Origin of the sequence: Cellulomonas algicola (assembly GCF_019024305.1) — a bacterium.
Taxonomy (GTDB): domain Bacteria; phylum Actinomycetota; class Actinomycetes; order Actinomycetales; family Cellulomonadaceae; genus Cellulomonas; species Cellulomonas algicola.
Window position 1 is genome coordinate 38,153 of sequence record NZ_JAHKSJ010000018.1, and the last position, 15,501, is coordinate 53,653.

At 74.6% G+C, this 15,501-nt stretch carries 18 protein-coding genes; 7 read left to right on the forward strand and 11 right to left on the reverse strand.

Annotated features, from left to right (window positions below):
• Window positions 1-106: 106 nt before the first annotated feature.
• The 4 genes from ypfJ to KOV94_RS14775 all read right to left on the reverse strand — a co-directional run bounded on the left by ypfJ (window position 107) and on the right by KOV94_RS14775 (window position 3,100).
• Window positions 107-994: a KPN_02809 family neutral zinc metallopeptidase gene (ypfJ, locus tag KOV94_RS14760; protein ID WP_218052458.1), complete on the reverse strand. Its 888-nt coding sequence runs from the start codon at window positions 992-994 to the stop codon at window positions 107-109.
• A 93-nt stretch (window positions 995-1,087) separates the two neighbouring features.
• Window positions 1,088-1,732: an energy-coupling factor transporter transmembrane component T family protein gene (locus KOV94_RS14765; protein WP_124343611.1), complete on the reverse strand. Its 645-nt coding sequence runs from the start codon at window positions 1,730-1,732 to the stop codon at window positions 1,088-1,090.
• Window positions 1,729-2,448, reverse strand: a complete 720-nt coding sequence (locus tag KOV94_RS14770) for an energy-coupling factor ABC transporter ATP-binding protein (RefSeq protein WP_218052459.1) — start codon at window positions 2,446-2,448, stop codon at window positions 1,729-1,731. Before KOV94_RS14770 ends, KOV94_RS14765 begins: the two co-directional genes overlap by 4 nt.
• A gap of 13 nt (window positions 2,449-2,461) precedes the next feature.
• The gene (locus KOV94_RS14775) at window positions 2,462-3,100 is read right to left on the reverse strand and encodes a biotin transporter BioY (RefSeq protein WP_124343609.1); all 639 of its coding nucleotides are present in this window, start codon (window positions 3,098-3,100) and stop codon (window positions 2,462-2,464) included.
• Between the two features lie 133 nt (window positions 3,101-3,233).
• On the opposite strand from KOV94_RS14775, the gene KOV94_RS14780 reads away from it, so the two are divergent.
• Window positions 3,234-4,832 carry an ABC-F family ATP-binding cassette domain-containing protein gene (locus KOV94_RS14780; RefSeq protein ID WP_124343608.1) on the forward strand — a complete coding sequence of 533 codons (1,599 nt, stop codon included), beginning with the start codon at window positions 3,234-3,236 and terminating at the stop codon, window positions 4,830-4,832.
• On the opposite strand, the gene KOV94_RS14785 is transcribed toward KOV94_RS14780, so the two are convergent.
• The 3 genes from KOV94_RS14785 to KOV94_RS14795 are packed head-to-tail and all read right to left on the reverse strand — an operon-like array spanning window position 4,816 to window position 6,418.
• Window positions 4,816-5,832 (reverse strand): SURF1 family cytochrome oxidase biogenesis protein, encoded by a 1,017-nt coding sequence (locus KOV94_RS14785; RefSeq protein WP_218052460.1) that lies wholly within the window; start codon window positions 5,830-5,832, stop codon window positions 4,816-4,818. The genes KOV94_RS14780 and KOV94_RS14785 overlap by 17 nt on opposite strands.
• On the reverse strand, window positions 5,829-6,071 hold the full coding sequence (locus tag KOV94_RS14790; RefSeq protein WP_218052461.1) for a hypothetical protein: 243 nt from the start codon (window positions 6,069-6,071) through the stop codon (window positions 5,829-5,831). The genes KOV94_RS14785 and KOV94_RS14790 overlap by 4 nt, the downstream gene beginning before the upstream one ends.
• Complete coding sequence (locus KOV94_RS14795) at window positions 6,068-6,418, reverse strand: DUF3099 domain-containing protein (RefSeq protein WP_218052462.1); 351 nt, start codon at window positions 6,416-6,418, stop codon at window positions 6,068-6,070. Before KOV94_RS14795 ends, KOV94_RS14790 begins: the two co-directional genes overlap by 4 nt.
• A gap of 134 nt (window positions 6,419-6,552) precedes the next feature.
• Here KOV94_RS14795 and KOV94_RS14800 point away from each other — a divergent pair, with 134 nt between their 5' ends.
• From KOV94_RS14800 to KOV94_RS14810, 3 genes are read left to right on the forward strand one after another with little or no spacing between them, the layout of a single operon-like run.
• A complete protein-coding gene (locus KOV94_RS14800; protein ID WP_124343604.1) occupies window positions 6,553-7,305 on the forward strand; it encodes a beta-ketoacyl-ACP reductase in 753 nt (250 codons plus the stop codon).
• Between the two features lie 45 nt (window positions 7,306-7,350).
• Complete coding sequence (gene fabI, locus KOV94_RS14805) at window positions 7,351-8,121, forward strand: enoyl-ACP reductase FabI (protein ID WP_124343603.1); 771 nt, start codon at window positions 7,351-7,353, stop codon at window positions 8,119-8,121.
• A gap of 15 nt (window positions 8,122-8,136) precedes the next feature.
• A complete protein-coding gene (locus KOV94_RS14810) occupies window positions 8,137-8,655 on the forward strand; it encodes a SixA phosphatase family protein (protein ID WP_218052463.1) in 519 nt (172 codons plus the stop codon).
• 48 nt (window positions 8,656-8,703) lie between these two features.
• Here KOV94_RS14810 and KOV94_RS21325 read toward each other — a convergent pair whose 3' ends face one another.
• From KOV94_RS21325 to glgC, 3 genes are all read right to left on the reverse strand, one after another.
• Window positions 8,704-9,789: a DUF4037 domain-containing protein gene (locus tag KOV94_RS21325; protein WP_218052464.1), complete on the reverse strand. Its 1,086-nt coding sequence runs from the start codon at window positions 9,787-9,789 to the stop codon at window positions 8,704-8,706.
• Entirely contained in the window at window positions 9,786-10,460 is a 675-nt protein-coding gene (gene serB, locus KOV94_RS14820; RefSeq protein WP_268904341.1) for a phosphoserine phosphatase SerB, read from the reverse strand. Before serB ends, KOV94_RS21325 begins: the two co-directional genes overlap by 4 nt.
• Before the next feature lie 149 nt (window positions 10,461-10,609).
• Window positions 10,610-11,851, reverse strand: a complete 1,242-nt coding sequence (gene glgC, locus KOV94_RS14825; protein WP_124343600.1) for a glucose-1-phosphate adenylyltransferase — start codon at window positions 11,849-11,851, stop codon at window positions 10,610-10,612.
• 111 nt (window positions 11,852-11,962) lie between these two features.
• On the opposite strand from glgC, the gene glgA reads away from it, so the two are divergent.
• Complete coding sequence (glgA, locus tag KOV94_RS14830; RefSeq protein WP_218052465.1) at window positions 11,963-13,186, forward strand: glycogen synthase; 1,224 nt, start codon at window positions 11,963-11,965, stop codon at window positions 13,184-13,186.
• A 6-nt stretch (window positions 13,187-13,192) separates the two neighbouring features.
• On the opposite strand, the gene KOV94_RS14835 is transcribed toward glgA, so the two are convergent.
• Entirely contained in the window at window positions 13,193-13,963 is a 771-nt protein-coding gene (locus KOV94_RS14835) for an Rv1486c family protein (RefSeq protein ID WP_124343598.1), read from the reverse strand.
• Window positions 13,964-14,075: 112 nt separating this feature from the next.
• Here KOV94_RS14835 and KOV94_RS14840 point away from each other — a divergent pair, with 112 nt between their 5' ends.
• Entirely contained in the window at window positions 14,076-14,861 is a 786-nt protein-coding gene (locus tag KOV94_RS14840) for an ABC transporter ATP-binding protein (RefSeq protein WP_124343597.1), read from the forward strand.
• Between the two features lie 120 nt (window positions 14,862-14,981).
• Window positions 14,982-15,452, forward strand: a complete 471-nt coding sequence (locus KOV94_RS14845) for an NfeD family protein (protein WP_124343596.1) — start codon at window positions 14,982-14,984, stop codon at window positions 15,450-15,452.
• The last annotated feature ends 49 nt before the right edge of the window (window positions 15,453-15,501 follow it).

Here is a 15,501-nt window from a genome sequence, read left to right on the forward strand (position 1 = left end):
CGTCGCAGGGCGGGGTCACCTCAGGTGCCAGACGCGTCGGAGCGCGTGGGTCACCGCGGGCGGCCGATGCGTCAGCAGCGCACCACCGCCCCGCGGGGCGCGGGTGTCAGAGCTCGTCGGTCGCGAAGGTGTCGCACGCGGCGAGGGTGCCCTGCTCGTAGCCGGTGGTGAACCAGCGCTGACGCTGCTCGGACGAGCCGTGGGTCCACGAGTCGGGGTTCACGCCGCCGCCGGACTGCTGCTGGATGTGGTCGTCGCCGACGGCCTCCGCGGCGGACAGCGCCTGCTGGAGCTGCTCGGCGGTGATCGGCTCGAGGAACGTCACGCCGGTGTCCGGGTCGACCTCGGTCGCAGCGCTGCCGACCCACATGCCCGCGTAGCAGTCGGCCTGGAGCTCGACGCGCACGGAGTCGGACTCCGCGCCGGTGCCCTGCCGCTGCGCGCGGTCCATGACGCCGGTGAGGTTCTGGACGTGGTGCCCGTACTCGTGCGCCGTCACGTACATCTCCGCGAGCGGGCCGTCCTCGGCGCCGAACTGGCTCTGCAGGAGGTCGTAGAAGCCGAGGTCGAGGTAGATGGTCTGGTCGGGAGGGCAGTAGAACGGCCCGGTCGACGCCGATGCGGCGCCGCAGCCCGTCGTGGTCTGACCCTCGAACGCCTCGGCGGCGGGCTGCGCGAACTGCGCGCCCTGCGCGGGGAGCTCGTCCGCCCAGTAGGCGTCGAGCGCCTGGAGCGTCGCGGAGAGGCGGCAGTCGCGCTGCTCGTTGGCCTGCTCCGCGGTGCAGTCGCCGACGACGCCCTGCTCCGCCTGCTGGCCGCTGCCGCCGGCCGCGCCCTGCAGGACGTTCGCGAGGTCGCCGTTGCCCGACTGGTTGAGGAAGATCGCGAGCACGGCGACGACGAGCGCGCCGATCCCGCCGCCCACGGCGACCTTGCCGCCGCGGCTCGTGCGCACGCGACCGCCCTCGAACTGACCACCCTCACCGAACGTCACGGAGGGGAACTTAACGCCGCGTCCCTCGGTCCGCGCGTCGGGACGGCGGCGCCACCCGTTCGTGCACGTCGGGCACCCGGGGCCGAGCAGGCGTCAGTCGTCGGCGAGACCGCGCGCGGCGAGCGCGTCGCCCGTCGCGCGCGCGTGCGCGACCATCCGGACCGCCGCGGGTACGACGAGCGCACGGGGGTCGCGGTCGAGCCCGCGGGCTCGGGCGGCGGCGCGGACGTCGAGCGAGGACTGCGCGAGCACCGGGATCGTGCGCAGGAACAGGCCGACGGCGAGCGCGGCGGTCTCGGGGTGCAGCCCGACGTGCCGCAGGGGCCGCGTCACGCGCGCGAGGACGTCGAGCAGCGCGTCGGACCGGGTGGTCGCGGTGACGACCGTCCCGAGGACGACGAGCGCGAGCAGCTCGGCCGCGACCTCGACACCGACCTCCCAGCCGCGCGACCACGTCTGGTAGAGACCGAGGACCAGGGCGAGGACGGTGACGGGCAGCAGGCCGCGGGTCGTGCGGTGCAGCGGGACGCGTGCGACGAGCAGCACGCCGACCGCGACGACGAGGGCGCCGACGGCCGAGCGTGGGCCGTCGAGCAGCAGCACCGCGACGCCGGCCAGGGCGAGGCCGGCGAGCTTCGCGCCCGCAGGCAGGCGGTGCACGACCGTCGTGCCGGGGTGGTAGAGGCCCAGCGGACCGGCCCAGGGTGGACGGAGCGGGCCCCGCTCGCGGCGCGTCACGGCACGCCCGCCTGACCCATGAGCGCCTCGTAGTGCGCGACGGCCTCGTGCGGGTCGCCGTCGTGCACGACGAGCCCGTCGTCGACGACGAGGACGCGGTCGGCACGGCGGGCGGCGTCGAGGTCGTGCGTGACGACGACGACCTGCTGGTCGAGGTCGGCGAGCAGGTCGTCCACGACGCGTCGCCAGCGCAGGTCGAGCAGCGTCGTCGGCTCGTCGCACACCAGGACCGCGGGCTCGACGGCCAGCACGGCCGCGATCGCGAGCAGCTGACGCTGGCCACCGGACAGCGCGTGCACGGACACGTCCGCCCGCTCGCCGAGCCCGAACCGACGCAGCGCGGCCCGCGCGGCCTCGAGTCGCTCCACCTTGTCGGGGAACCGCCGCCGCAACGACAGCGCGACGTCCTCGAGCGGTGTCGGCAGGACGATCTGCGCGTTGGGGTCGGTGAACACGAACCCGACGCGCTGCCGCACCGCGGCACCGTCGGCGGCCGTGTCGAGCCCGTCGACGCGCACCGTCCCGCTCGACGGCAGCACGAGCCCGTTGAGCAGCCGCGCGAGCGTCGACTTGCCCGAGCCGTTGGCCCCGACGACGGCGATCCGGCGCTCGGCGAGCCGCAGCGTCACCGGCCCGAGCAGCCGCACGACGCGGTCGGCTCCACCGGCCGGGTCGGGGCTCCAGGCGGTGACGACGACGTCGTCGAGCTCGATCATCCGGTGCCTGCCGTCAGCGGCGCGAGCGCAGGAGGTCGGGGAACGCGCGGAACACGGCGAGCGCGACCGCCGCCGCGAGCAGGTTCTTCACGAGGTCGCCGGGCCAGTACACGACGTCGATCGCGAAGGCCTCGCCGAAGGAGACGCCCAGCCGGGCCATGAGGCCCACGATGCCCGCGGGGTGGATGGTGAGGAAGCTCGCACCGAGACCGGCCCCGACGAGCGCCAGGTAGCGCAGGGCACCCGTGAGGCGCAGCGCACGTCCGGCGAGGAGGCCCGCGACGGCCGCGGCGAACGGGAATGCGAGCAGGTAGCCGACGGACGGCTTGGTCAGCACGACGAGGCCGCCGGTGCCGTCCGCGAACACGGGCACGCCCGCGAGGCCGACGACCAGGTACAGGAGGACGGCGAGCGCGCCGCGCCGCCAGCCCAGCACGAGGCCGGCGAGCACCACGCCGAACGTCTGCAGCGTGATCGGCACGCCGGACGGCGTCGGGATGCCCGGGAGGATCGCGCACACCGCGATGAACGCCGCGAACGTCGAGACGAGCGCGACGTCCGTGGCGACGCTGGAGCGGACGACGGGTGCGGGATGGACGGCCGCCGCGGCGGCGGAGTCGGTCGACAGGTGCTTCTCGGGCGCGTCGGTCATGGGTCCCCCAGGGGCCTCGTGGCGTCGTGGCGTCGGAAATCAGCGCGGATCGTCACGCTAGCGGCTAGGTAGAATCGGGGTCCTTCGCGTCCGTGGCCAACGCCGGGACGCATTTCTCGGAGGAAACCACCACGTGATCACCGCTCAGGCCGTCGAGCTGCGCGTCGGCGCCCGTGTGCTGCTCGAGCCGACGACCTTCCGCATCGCCTCCGGCGACCGCATCGGGCTCGTCGGACGCAACGGCGCCGGCAAGACGACCCTCACCCGCACGCTGTCGGGGGAGACCCAGCCGACGGGCGGCACGATCTCCCGCTCGGGCGACATCGGCTACCTCCCGCAGGACCCGAGCCACGGCGACCTGGCGCAGCTCGCGATGGACCGCGTGCTGTCGGCCCGGGGCCTCGACGAGATCGTCAGCGCGATGCGCGTGACCGAGGGCGCGATGGCCGCTGCGGACGACGACGTGCGCGAGACGGCGATGGCCCGGTACGCGCGCCTCGAGGCCCGCTTCACCGCGGCCGGCGGCTACGCGGCCGAGAGCGAGGCGCACCGCATCACGTCCAACCTCGGGCTCGACGACCGCGTGCTCGCGCAGCCCATGGGGACGCTGTCCGGCGGTCAGCGGCGACGGGTCGAGCTCGCGCGGATCCTGTTCTCGGGCGTCGACACGCTCCTGCTCGACGAGCCGACGAACCACCTCGACGCCGACTCGATCACGTGGCTGCGCGACTACCTCAAGCAGTACTCGGGCGGCTTCGTCGTCATCTCGCACGACGTCGAGCTGCTCCGGGCGACCGTCAACAAGGTCTTCCACCTCGACGCGAACCGGTCGCAGCTCGACCAGTACAACCTCGGCTGGGACGCGTACCTGCAGCAGCGCGAGACCGACGAGAAGCGCCGCCGTCGCGAGCGCGCGAACGCCGAGAAGAAGGCGTCGGTGCTCCTCGCGCAGGCGGACAAGATGCGCGCGAAGGCCACGAAGGCCGTCGCGGCGCAGAACATGGCGCGGCGCGCCGAGCGCATGCTGTCCGGGCTCGAGGAGGTGCGCGCCCAGGACAAGGTCGCGCGCCTGCGGTTCCCCGACCCGGCGCCCTGCGGTCGCACGCCCATCACGGCCGAAGGGCTGTCGAAGTCGTACGGCTCGCTCGAGGTGTTCACCGACGTGGACCTCGCGATCGACCGCGGCTCGAAGGTCGTCGTGCTGGGCCTCAACGGCGCGGGCAAGACGACGCTGCTGCGCATCCTCGGCGGCATCGAGGCGTCCGACACGGGTGAGGTGAAGCCCGGGCACGGGCTCAAGCTCGGGTACTACGCGCAGGAGCACGAGACCCTCGACCTCGACCGCACCGTCGTCGAGAACCTGCGCACCGCGGCACCCGACCTCACCGACACGCAGGTCCGCTCGGTGCTCGGGTCCTTCCTGTTCTCGGGCGACGACGCCGACAAGCCGGCGCGCGTCCTGTCGGGCGGGGAGAAGACGCGTCTCGCGCTCGCGACGCTCGTCGTCTCGTCGGCGAACGTGCTGCTGCTCGACGAGCCCACGAACAACCTTGACCCCGCGTCGCGCGAGGAGATCCTCGCGGCGCTGCGCACCTACAAGGGCGCGGTCGTGCTGGTCTCCCACGACGAGGGCGCCGTGGCCGCGCTCGACCCCGAGCGCGTGCTGCTGCTGCCCGACGGCGCCGAGGACCTGTGGGGTCCGGACTACCTGGACCTCATCGCGCTGGCCTGACCGGCCCGTCGCGGCCGTCGGTCCCGCCGCGCGCGGCGAGCTGCGCATCGATGAGCGCGTCCTCCTCGTCCTCGGCGCGGCCGCCGCGTCGGCGGGGTGCCGGTCGGACGGGTGCGCGGCCGGCCGGTGCGGCACCGGCACCGGGGCGGACGGACCGTCGGTCCGTGTCCTCCGACGCGCCGTCGCCCGGGGGAGCCGTGCTCGGCTCGCCGCCGGAGACGCCGTCGCCGGTCGCGGCCTCCGTCAGGAGGGCCGCCTCGCGGCGCGCGACGACCACCGACCCGCCGAGGATCAGCAGCGCGAACGCCCACCACTGGAACGCGTACGACAGGTGCGAGCCCGGGTCGGTGCTCGGCGGCGGAAGGGTGCCGGGCACCTGGGCGGGTGCCGGGTCCTCCGCCAGCCGCTGCGCGTAGGCGGCGTAGGGGACCGCGTCCAGCCTGCCCGCCGCGAGGACCTGCGACGACGCGACCGCCTGCACCTGGCCCGGCGGAGCCGTGCGGGTCGTCTCGCGCTCGTCGAGCCGCAGGCGCGCGGTGAGCGTCACGGTGCCGGTCGGGGGAGCGGGCACGTCGACGGCGGCGCTCGCGTCCTCCCCGGTCGGCACCCAGCCGCGGTCGACGACGAGGACCCCTCCCGCGCCCGTCGGGTCGTCCGCGGTGCCCGCGGAGGCGTCCGACACCACGAACGGGACGAGCACGTGGTACGCCGGGTGACCGTCGACCGGGCGGTTGCGCAGCAGGACGGTCGCGTCGGAGTCGTACCGCCCGACGACCTCGACGGTGCGCCACTCGTCGGCCTTCCCGAGCGTCTCGTCCGTCGAGGCGAGCACGTCGTCGAGCGGCACGGGGTCGGCGGCGTAGTTGGTCGTCACGACCGCGATCGCCGCGTCACGCCACACGTGCCGGTTCCACTGCCACCGGCCCAGGAACACGCACGCGGTCGCGAGGACGATCCCGACGCAGACGATCCCGACGGCCCGGCGAGCGGCCGCACTCACGACGGCGCCACCCGGTCGAGGTCGCCGGCGGGGACGACGTCACGCAGGAAGCCGCGCACGTCGAGGTACTGCGACAGGTGCTCGCGGTGCTCGTCGCACGCGAGCCACACCTTGCGGCGCTCGGGCGTGTGCAGCTTCGGGTTGTTCCACAGCAGGCCCCACGCGGCGTCGGCGCGGCACCTGCGGGCCGAGCAGACGAGCTCGTCGACGGCGTCGGGCACGCCGCCCAGCAGGCTCACGTGCCGCCCCCGACCTGGTGGTGCGGACCCGAGCCCGGCCCGATCTCGCGGTACTGCATGAACGACGCGTCGTCCGTGTCGCGCCGCTCGCGCCCCGCGTTGGCGAACAGGACCGCGACGTACGGCAGCACGACGGCCGCGATCAGCAGGATGATCGGCACCACGACCGGCAGGTGCCCCCAGGTGAAGAAGGCGGCCGCGAAGCACACCATGCGGACGCCCATCTGGGCGAGGTAGCGGCGCTGCCGGCGGGCCATGTCGTCGGCCAGGGACTCGGGCGCGGACGTGATGCGCTGGACGTCGTCGCCCGGCGCGTCGTGCGCTCTGGGGGTCCTGCGGCTGCTCACCACCTGATGGTAGTCCGGTCGACGGACACCTACCGTCGGGGGCCGCCGTTGTCCGGTTCCCACAACATGCCGGGGTGTTCCTGTGCCGGGCCGGACCGGCGTCGCTCCGGGGACGTCGGATAGCGTCGGGTTCCGTGCCTGAGACTTCCGACAACGCCACGCCTCCCACGCGGTCCGAGCACCGCCCGCGCAGCGTCCTCGTGACCGGCGCGAACCGCGGCATCGGCCGCTCCATCGCGGAGCGCTTCGTGGCGGCCGGCGACAAGGTCGCGACGATCTACCGCTCGGGCGACCTGCCCGACGGCGTGCTGGGTGCGGTGGCCGACGTGCGGGACACCGTCGCGGTCGACGCGGCGTTCACCGAGATCGAGGCCGCGCACGGCCCGGTCGAGGTCGTCGTCGCGAACGCGGGCGTCACGCGCGACCAGCTGCTGCTGCGCATGACCGACGAGGAGTTCACCGACGTCCTCGACGTCAACCTCACGGGCGCGTTCCGCGTCGTGCGGCGCGCGTCCAAGGGCATGATCCGGCTGCGTCGCGGCCGCATCGTGCTCATCTCGTCGGTCGTCGGTCTGTACGGCGGGCCCGGCCAGGTGAACTACTCCGCGTCGAAGGCGGCGCTCGTCGGCATGGCGCGGTCGATCACGCGCGAGCTGGGCGGTCGCGGCATCACCGCGAACGTCGTCGCGCCCGGCTTCATCGACACCGACATGACGCGCGCGCTGCCCGAGGACCGCCAGAAGGCCTACCTCGCGACGATCCCCGCCGGGCGCTTCGCGCAGCCCGAGGAGGTCGCCGCGGCCGTCGAGTTCGTCGCCTCCGACGCCGCCGGCTACATCTCGGGCGCCGTGATCCCCGTCGACGGCGGCCTCGGCATGGGTCACTGACCCCCCACGACCTTTCCCCACGCACCGCAACAGGACGGAACTCCCATGGGTCTGCTCGACGGCAAGAAGCTCCTCGTCACCGGCGTCCTCACCGACGGCTCGATCGCGTTCCACGTCGCGCGCCTCGCGCAGGAGCAGGGCGCGCAGGTCGTGCTCACCTCGTTCGGCCGGCAGTTCCGGCTGACCCAGGCCATCGCCCGGCGCCTGCCCGTCGAGGCGCAGGTCCTGCAGCTCGACGCGACGTCGCAGGAGGACCTCGACGCGCTCGCGGACCGCGTGCGTGCGGCCGGGCTCGACAGCCTCGACGGGGTCGTGCACTCCATCGGCTTCGCGCCGCAGTCCGTCATGGGCGGCAACTTCCTCGCGGGCGAGTGGGACGACGTCGCGACCGCGCTGCACGTCAGCGCGTACTCGCTGAAGTCGCTCGCCGTCGCCGCGCAGCCGCTCCTGGCCCGCGGCTCGGCCGTCGTCGGCCTCACGTTCGACGCGCGGTACGCGTGGCCGGTCTACGACTGGATGGGTGTCGCCAAGGCCGCCTTCGAGTCGACCGCCCGGTACCTCGCGCGCGACCTCGGCCCGCACGGCGTGCGCGTCAACCTCGTGTCCGCGGGCCCGATCCGCACGACGGCCGCGAAGTCGATCCCGGGCTTCGAGGCCATGGAGGGCGGCTGGCCCGACCGTGCGCCGCTCGGCTGGGACGTCTCCGACCCCGAGCCCACGGCCCGCGCCGTCGCCGCGCTCCTGTCCGACTGGTTCCCGGCGACGACCGGGGAGATCGTGCACGTCGACGGCGGCGTGCACGCGATGGGCCTGTGATGGGACGCTGAGCCGGTGACGTCCGACTCCACCCACCGACTGCTCCTGCTCCGGCACGCCAAGGCCGAGCACCCCGAGGGCCTTCCCGACCCCCAGCGGCCGCTGTCGCTCGTGGGCCGCAAGCAGTCCGGTCAGGTCGGCGCGCAGCTCGCCGAGGCGGGGCTCGTCCCCGACCTCGTGCTGTGCTCGACCAGCCTGCGCACCCGGCAGACGTGGGAGCTCGTGCGCGGCACGCTCGGCGCGGACCCCGCGCTCGAGCTGCGCGACGAGGTGTACGACGCGGGTGTCTCGACGCTGCTCGACGTCGTGCGGGCCGTGGGCGACGACGTGGCGACCGTGCTGGTCGTCGGGCACGAGCCCACGATGAGCCGCGCCGCCGCCACGCTCGCGGGTCCCGACTCCGACGGCGCCGCCCTGTCGCGCGTGCAGGTCGGCGTGCCGACCGCGAGCTGGTCCGTGCTCGGGTTCACCGGCCCGTGGTCGGGCCTGGCACCGGCGGGCGCGACGCTCGAGCGCCTCGGCCTGCCGGGCTGACCGTCCGGGCTCGCCCGGCGTCGGTACGCGGCGTCGGGCGCGCCGTCGTCAGCGGTACAGGCCCCGCAGCGCCGCGGTGCGCGTGACGTCCGTCGCGAGGGCCGCGCTCTGCGTGACCAGGTCGATCCCGCCGACCAGGCGTCGCCGTCCCAGCGACCGCACCGCGGGATCGACCACCGCGCCGACCAGGAGGTCGGCGACACCCTCCGCGTCGACGACCTCGAACGGGCGGGCGTGGAACGGCACCGTCTCCTCGGGGACCGGCGCCGTCAGGCCGAGCGCGTTGTGCCCGCGCAGCAGCGCGACGAGCACCTGGCCCAGCGCGCGCTGGCGCGCCTCCCAGTCCGCGGCCGCCAGCGCGGCGTCGAGCGGGCCGAGCAGGTCGCGCGACGACGGAAGCCGCCGGAACGCCGTGCCGAGCCACTTGTCGTAGGGCGCGTACGTCCGCGCCTGGAGGAACGCGAGCAGGACCGCCGTGCGGCAGACCCGCGCCGTCACCAGCCGCGAGCCGAGGTCGTCGCCCGCCATCCCGGCGCGTGGCGCCAGGTGGGAGTCCTCGGCGACCGCCCACCACGCCGACGCCTGCTGGTAGAGCCACACGTCGTGCGGGTAGGACGCGAGGTCCGCGCGCACGCGCGCCAGGCCCAGGTCGTCGTGCAGCACGACGCCCGCCGTGAGCGACAGCAGGCGCTGCTGCGGGATGACGAGCCAGTCGGCGACCGTCAGGGGCGGGCGGACGTGCCCGAGCACGCGCGTCAGCAGGGTGTCGAGCGTGAGGATCTCGACCCGGTGCTCGACCGGGCTGCCCGGGCAGCCCACCCCCGGGCCGCGCGTGCCGTCGTCCGCCGGGGGCGCCGCGCGCGTCGTCCAGCCGCCCACCTGCTCCGGCAGGACGTGCCGCAGCTCCTCGTGCAGGGCGGCGGCGTGCGCCGCGTGGTCGTCGGGGGAGAGCAGCACCTGCAGGCGCGGACCCCAGTCGTGGTCGGTCGACGTCGCGTCGTCGTGGCCCAGCACGTCCGACCCCGGCCCGACGAGCGCCGCCGTGTGCGCCAGCCCGCGCGCCGCGAGCACGGGCGCGACGTACGCGTACAGCAGGCGCGCGAGCTCCCGCCCCGGGACGAACGCGGGAGTCACGTGCCGACGGTGAACGGCGGCAGGTCGAGGACCGCGTCCAGGCGGTCCGTGACGACGGCGTCCGCCGACGCGGCGACGAGCGGCTTGGCGTTGAACGCGATGCCGAAGCCCGCCGCGGCCAGCATGTCGAGGTCGTTGGCGCCGTCGCCGATCGCGATCGTGCGCTCCATCGGGACGCCGACCCGCACGGCGTACTCGCGCAGCGTCTGCGCCTTCGCCGCGCGGTCGACCACGGGCCCGGCGACGCGGCCCGTGAGGCGACCGTCCGCGACCTCGAGCCGGTTCGCGTGCACGAGCCGGATGCCGACCCGCGCGGCCAGCGGCTCGACGATCTCGAGGAACCCGCCCGACACCAGCCCGACGGGCCACCCGCGCGCGTCGAGCTCCGCGACGAGCTCGACGGCACCGGGCGACAGCTCGACCTGGGCGAGCACGTCCTCGCACACCGTCGCCGGCAGCCCGGCAAGGGTCGCGACGCGCTCGTGCAGCGACGCGGCGAAGTCGATCTCGCCGCGCATCGCGCGCTCGGTGATCTCGGTGACGAGCTCCTCCGTCCCGGCGTGCGCCGCGAGCATCTCGACGACCTCGCCCGTGATGAACGTCGAGTCGACGTCCATGACGACGAGCCGACGCGTGTCCTCGACGGCGTCGGCGCTCGCGCCGGGCTCGATCACGGCGGCCGTTGCGGGCTCGGTGTCGTCGGCGGGCACCGTGATGTCGGCGGGCACGGCGGTGCGGGGCGCGGGGGTGCTCACGCCTCGCAGGCTAGTGCGACGGTCCGCAGCGTCGTCGTGGGTGCCCGCCTGGTGTCCGGACGTCGTCAGTCGGAGACGACGGCGCCCTTCGGCACGACGGTGATGCCCGACTCGGTGATCGTGAATCCGCGCGCGAGGTCGTGCTCGCGGTCGAGCCCGATCCGCGCGCGCTCCGGGACGATGACGTTCTTGTCGATGATCGCGCGGTGCACCTGCGCGTAGCGGTGCACGTGCACGTCGTCCATGAGCACGGAGTCCGTGACCTGCGCCCAGGAGTGCAGCCGCACGCCGGGCGAGATGACGGACCCGGAGACGGTCGCACCGGAGACGAGCACGCCCGGGGACACGATCGAGTCGGCCGCGTGGCCGAGGCGACCGGCGCCCGCGTGCACGAACTTGGCCGGCGGGAGGCCCGTGTAGCCGGTGTAGAGCGGCCACTCGTCGTTGTAGAGGTTGAACACCGGCTCGATCGAGATGAGGTCGGTGTTCGCCTCGTAGAACGCGTCGATCGTCCCGACGTCCCGCCAGTAGTCGCGGTCGCGCGGCGTCGAGCCGGGCACGTCGTTGCGGATGAAGTCGTAGACCGCGGCGGTGCCGCGCGCGACGAACGCCGGGACGATGTCGCCGCCCATGTCGTGCCGCGACGTCGGGTTCTCGGCGTCCTCGGTGACCGCGCGGACGAGCGCGTCGGTGTTCGCGACGTAGTTGCCCATCGACGCGAGGATCTCGAGCGGCGAGTCGGGCAGGCCGACGGGGTCGGTCGGCTTCTCGCGGAACGCCGCGATCTTCGTCGGGTCGCTCGGGTGCGTCTCGATGACGCCGAACTGGTCGGCCTCGTGGATCGGCTGCCGGATCGCCGCGACGGTCAGCTCGGCACCGGACTCCCGGTGCGCGTCGACCATCTGCGAGAAGTCCATCCGGTACACGTGGTCGGCGCCGACCACGACGACGATGTCGGGGCGCTCGTCCTCGATGATGTTGAGGCACTGGTAGATCGCGTCCGCGGACCCCAGGTACCAGTGCTTGCCGACGCGCTGCTGCGCGGGCACCGCGGCCACGTAGTTCCCCAGGAGCGGCGACATGCGCCACGTCTTCGACACGTGCCGGTCGAGGCTGTGCGACTTGTACTGCGTGAGGACGATGACGTGCAGGTAGCGCGAGTTGATGACGTTCGACAGCGCGAAGTCGACGAGCCGGTAGATGCCCCCGAACGGGACGGCGGGCTTCGCGCGGTGCGCCGTGAGCGGCATGAGTCGTTTGCCCTCTCCACCTGCGAGGACGATTGCGAGAACACGCGGCGCTGCCATGCGACGACCCTAGGCCCACGGGGCGTCCTCCGGCGAGGCGAGCGGCCCGTCTCGCGCTAGCGTGTCGCGGAGAGAGCCGGTCGCCGACCGGACCCGACAGTGGAGGTCCTGGTGCGTGTCGACCTGCTGACCCGCGAGTACCCGCCGCACGTCTACGGCGGTGCCGGGGTCCACGTCGCGGGGCTCACCCGCGTCCTGCGCCACAAGGTCGACGTGCGCGTGCACGCCTTCGACGGACCGCGCGACGAGCCGGGCGTCGAGGGGTACACCGTCCCCGCCGGGCTGGCGTCCGCGAACGCGGCGCTGCAGACGCTCGGCGTCGACCTCGAGATGGTCGACGCGGTCGGCCGGGTCGGCGACGACGGCGTCGTGAGCTCGCTCGTGCACTCCCACACCTGGTACGCGAATCTCGCCGGGCACCTCGCGTCGCTCCTGCACGGCGTCCCGCACGTCCTCACCGCGCACAGCCTCGAGCCGCTGCGCCCGTGGAAGGCCGAGCAGCTCGGCGGCGGGTACGCGATCTCCTCGTGGGCCGAGCGCACCGCGTACGAGGCGGCGGCCGCCGTCATCGCCGTGTCGGGCGGCATGCGCGAGGACATCCTGCGGTCGTACCCGGCGGTCGACCCGTCGCGCGTGCACGTCGTGCACAACGGCATCGACCTCGACGGCTGGCGCCGCCCGACCGGCGACGACGCCGAGCGAGCCGAGGCCACCGTGCGGGCGCTCGGCATCGACCCGACGCGGCCGGCCGTCGTGTTCGTCGGGCGCATCACGCGCCAGAAGGGCCTGCCGTACTTCCTGCGCGCCGCCGAGCGCCTGCCCGCGGACGTGCAGCTCGTGCTCTGCGCGGGCGCGCCCGACACCCCCCAGATCGCCGCCGAGGTCGAGGGCCTCGTCGCGCAGCTGCGCGAGAAGCGCTCGGGCGTCGTGTGGATCGACCGCATGCTGCCGCGCGCCGACGTCGTCGCGATCCTCGCGCACGGCACGGTGTTCGTCTGCCCGTCGGTCTACGAGCCGCTCGGCATCGTCAACCTCGAGGCCATGGCCGTCGGCCTGCCCGTCGTCGGCACCGCCACGGGCGGCATCCCCGAGGTCATCGTCGACGGCGTCACGGGCACGCTCGTCCCGATCGACCAGGTGCAGGACGGCACCGGCACACCCGTCGATCCCGACCGGTTCGTCGGCGACCTCGCGGACGCGCTGACCGCGCTCGTCCAGGACCCCGACCGCGCCGCCGCCTGGGGTCGCGCCGCACGCACGCGCGTCGAGGACCACTTCTCGTGGGAGGCGATCGGCGAGCGCACGCTCACCGTCTACCGCGACGTCCTGGGCTGAGCCGGGTCAGGGTCCGATCGACGTCGCCGCGGCCGCCATCGCGCGGCGGGCGACGCGGTCGACCTCGCGCAGCGCCGTCGAGCGCTGGTCGGCCTGCCACAGGTTGACCGCGCCGCCGTCGTCCTGCGTCGCGAGCGCGACGATGCCGCGCAGCCGGGCCGCCGACGCGAGCACCCGGACCCGGCGGCCGTCGATGCCGTCGGGCAGCCGCCACGCCGGCAGGTCCAGGTCGCGCAGCCCGGCGATCTGCTCGGCCGCGTCGGGCCGCCACCGGGCCACGTCGAGCCGCACGAGCGCCTCGGTCGCGTCGATGAGCCCCTGCCGCAGCGCGCGCTCGGCGTCGGACAGCGAGCCCGCCGCACCGAGCACCGCGGTGCGCCAGTCGGCGACGCCGTGCACGTCCCAGGTGACCAGGTGACCCGGCTCGAGGTCGGACCCGAACCGCTCGACGCCCGGCACCGCCGCGACGCACGCGAGCTCGCTGCGGACGAGGAGCGCCTCACCCGCCGTGGTCGCGGCGGCGCTCACGGCCGGGGGAGCGCCCGACGCGTCGCCCGGCGCGGGCACGAGGGCGGCGACGTCGCGCTGCCCGGGACCGCACACGTCGAGCAGCAGCGACAGGGGACCGTCGACGTGCTCCGACCCGTCGACGGTCGCGCGGACCGTGTGCGGCTCGTCGTCGACCTGCACCGCGCGGGCCATCGCGGCGCGGTCCACCCCGTCCTGCGCGAGCCACAGCGCGAGGACCACGGAGCGGGGCAGGTCGAGCGTCGTCACGCCTCCACCGTAGGGCCGGTCCGGGTCCGTCCCGCGCACGTGACCGAGGCCACGCCGGGCGACCCGCCGGTGCGTGCCGAGGACGTTCGTCCCGTTGGTTAGGGTCGTCACCATGACCGACGTGCTCGACCTGCAGGCCGTGACGATCCGCCGGGGGACGACGACGATCCTCGACGACGTGTCGTGGACGGTCCGGGAGGGCGAGCGCTGGGTCGTGCTCGGCCGCAACGGCGCCGGCAAGACGACGATGCTCCAGGTCGCGTCGGGCCGCATGCACCCGTCCCAGGGCACCGCCGACGTGCTCGGGTCGCGGCTCGGCCGGGTCGACGTGTTCGAGCTGCGACCGCGCGTGGGCCTGTCCAGCGCGGCGCTCGCGGACCGCATCCCGTCGGGCGAGACCGTGCGCGACGTCGTGCTGACCGCCGCGTACGGCGTGACGGGCCGCTGGCGCGAGTCGTACGAGGAGCTCGACGAGCAGCGTGCCGCGGACCTGCTGCGCGCGTTCGGCGTCGAGCGTCTGGCCGACCGGTTCTTCGGCACGCTGAGCGAGGGGGAGCGCAAGCGCGTGCAGATCGCGCGGTCGCTCATGACGGACCCGGAGCTGCTGCTGCTCGACGAGCCCGCGGCCGGCCTGGACCTGGGCGGCCGCGAGGAGCTCGTCGCGGCGCTGTCCGAGCTGGCCGCGGACCCGCGCTCGCCCGTCCTCGTGCTGGTCACGCACCACGTCGAGGAGATCCCGCCGGGCTTCACGCACCTCCTGCTGCTGCGCGACGGGCGCGTGCACGCGGCGGGCCCGCTCGACGAGGTGCTGACGGCCGAGAACCTGTCCGGCGCGTTCGGCCTCGACCTCGAGGTGGACCACGTCGGGGGCCGGTGGGCGGCGCGCGCGGCGCGCTGACGTCGCCGCTCGTCCGGGTGACCGGGCGGGCGTCTGCCCCACGCCAGGGCAAAGTGATCGTCTAGGATCGGTGTACAGCGCGGTCATTCGACGACCGCGCCGGGACCGGGAGGTTCGGCCGTGCCGGACTGGCTGTGGTGGCTCAGCGGGGCGCTCGCGCTCGGCATCCTCGAGATGCTCACCCTCGACCTCGTCTTCATCATGCTCGCGGGTGGTGCCCTCGGCGGGGCGCTCTCCGCGGGCCTCGGCGCACCGGTGCCCGTCCAGATCGTCGTCGCCTGCGCGACCGCGGCGCTCCTGCTGCTCGCGCTGCGCCCGTGGCTGCTGCGCCACCTGCGCGGCCGGATGCCGCTCGTCGAGACCAACACCGCGGCGCTCGTCGGCCGCGAGGCCGTCGTCATGTCGACCGTCACGGTCGAGGGCGGCCGCGTGAAGCTCGCGGGCGAGGTGTGGAGCGCGCGCGCCGACGCCGGCACCGCGATCGCCCCCGGCACCCCCGTCCGCGTCGCCCGCATCGACGGTGCGACGGCCGTCGTCGCCCCGGCCGGGACGGGGCAGCCGCCCGTGCCCGGCGTCGCTCCCGCGCACTGACCACCGCCCTGCCGCCCGGAGACTCCGGGCACCACCCGAGGAGGACCTC

What these genes read in the sequence shown, in the direction of transcription:
- KOV94_RS14770 (WP_218052459.1), bottom strand. Translation starts at nt 2,448, where the DNA reads ATGATCGAGCTCGACGACGTCGTCGTCACCGCCTGGAGCCCCGACCCG.
- KOV94_RS14775 (WP_124343609.1), bottom strand. Translation starts at nt 3,100, where the DNA reads ATGACCGACGCGCCCGAGAAGCACCTGTCGACCGACTCCGCCGCCGCG.
- fabI (WP_124343603.1), top strand. Translation starts at nt 7,351, where the DNA reads ATGGGTCTGCTCGACGGCAAGAAGCTCCTCGTCACCGGCGTCCTCACC.
- glgC (WP_124343600.1), bottom strand. Translation starts at nt 11,851, where the DNA reads ATGGCAGCGCCGCGTGTTCTCGCAATCGTCCTCGCAGGTGGAGAGGGC.
- KOV94_RS14840 (WP_124343597.1), top strand. Translation starts at nt 14,076, where the DNA reads ATGACCGACGTGCTCGACCTGCAGGCCGTGACGATCCGCCGGGGGACG.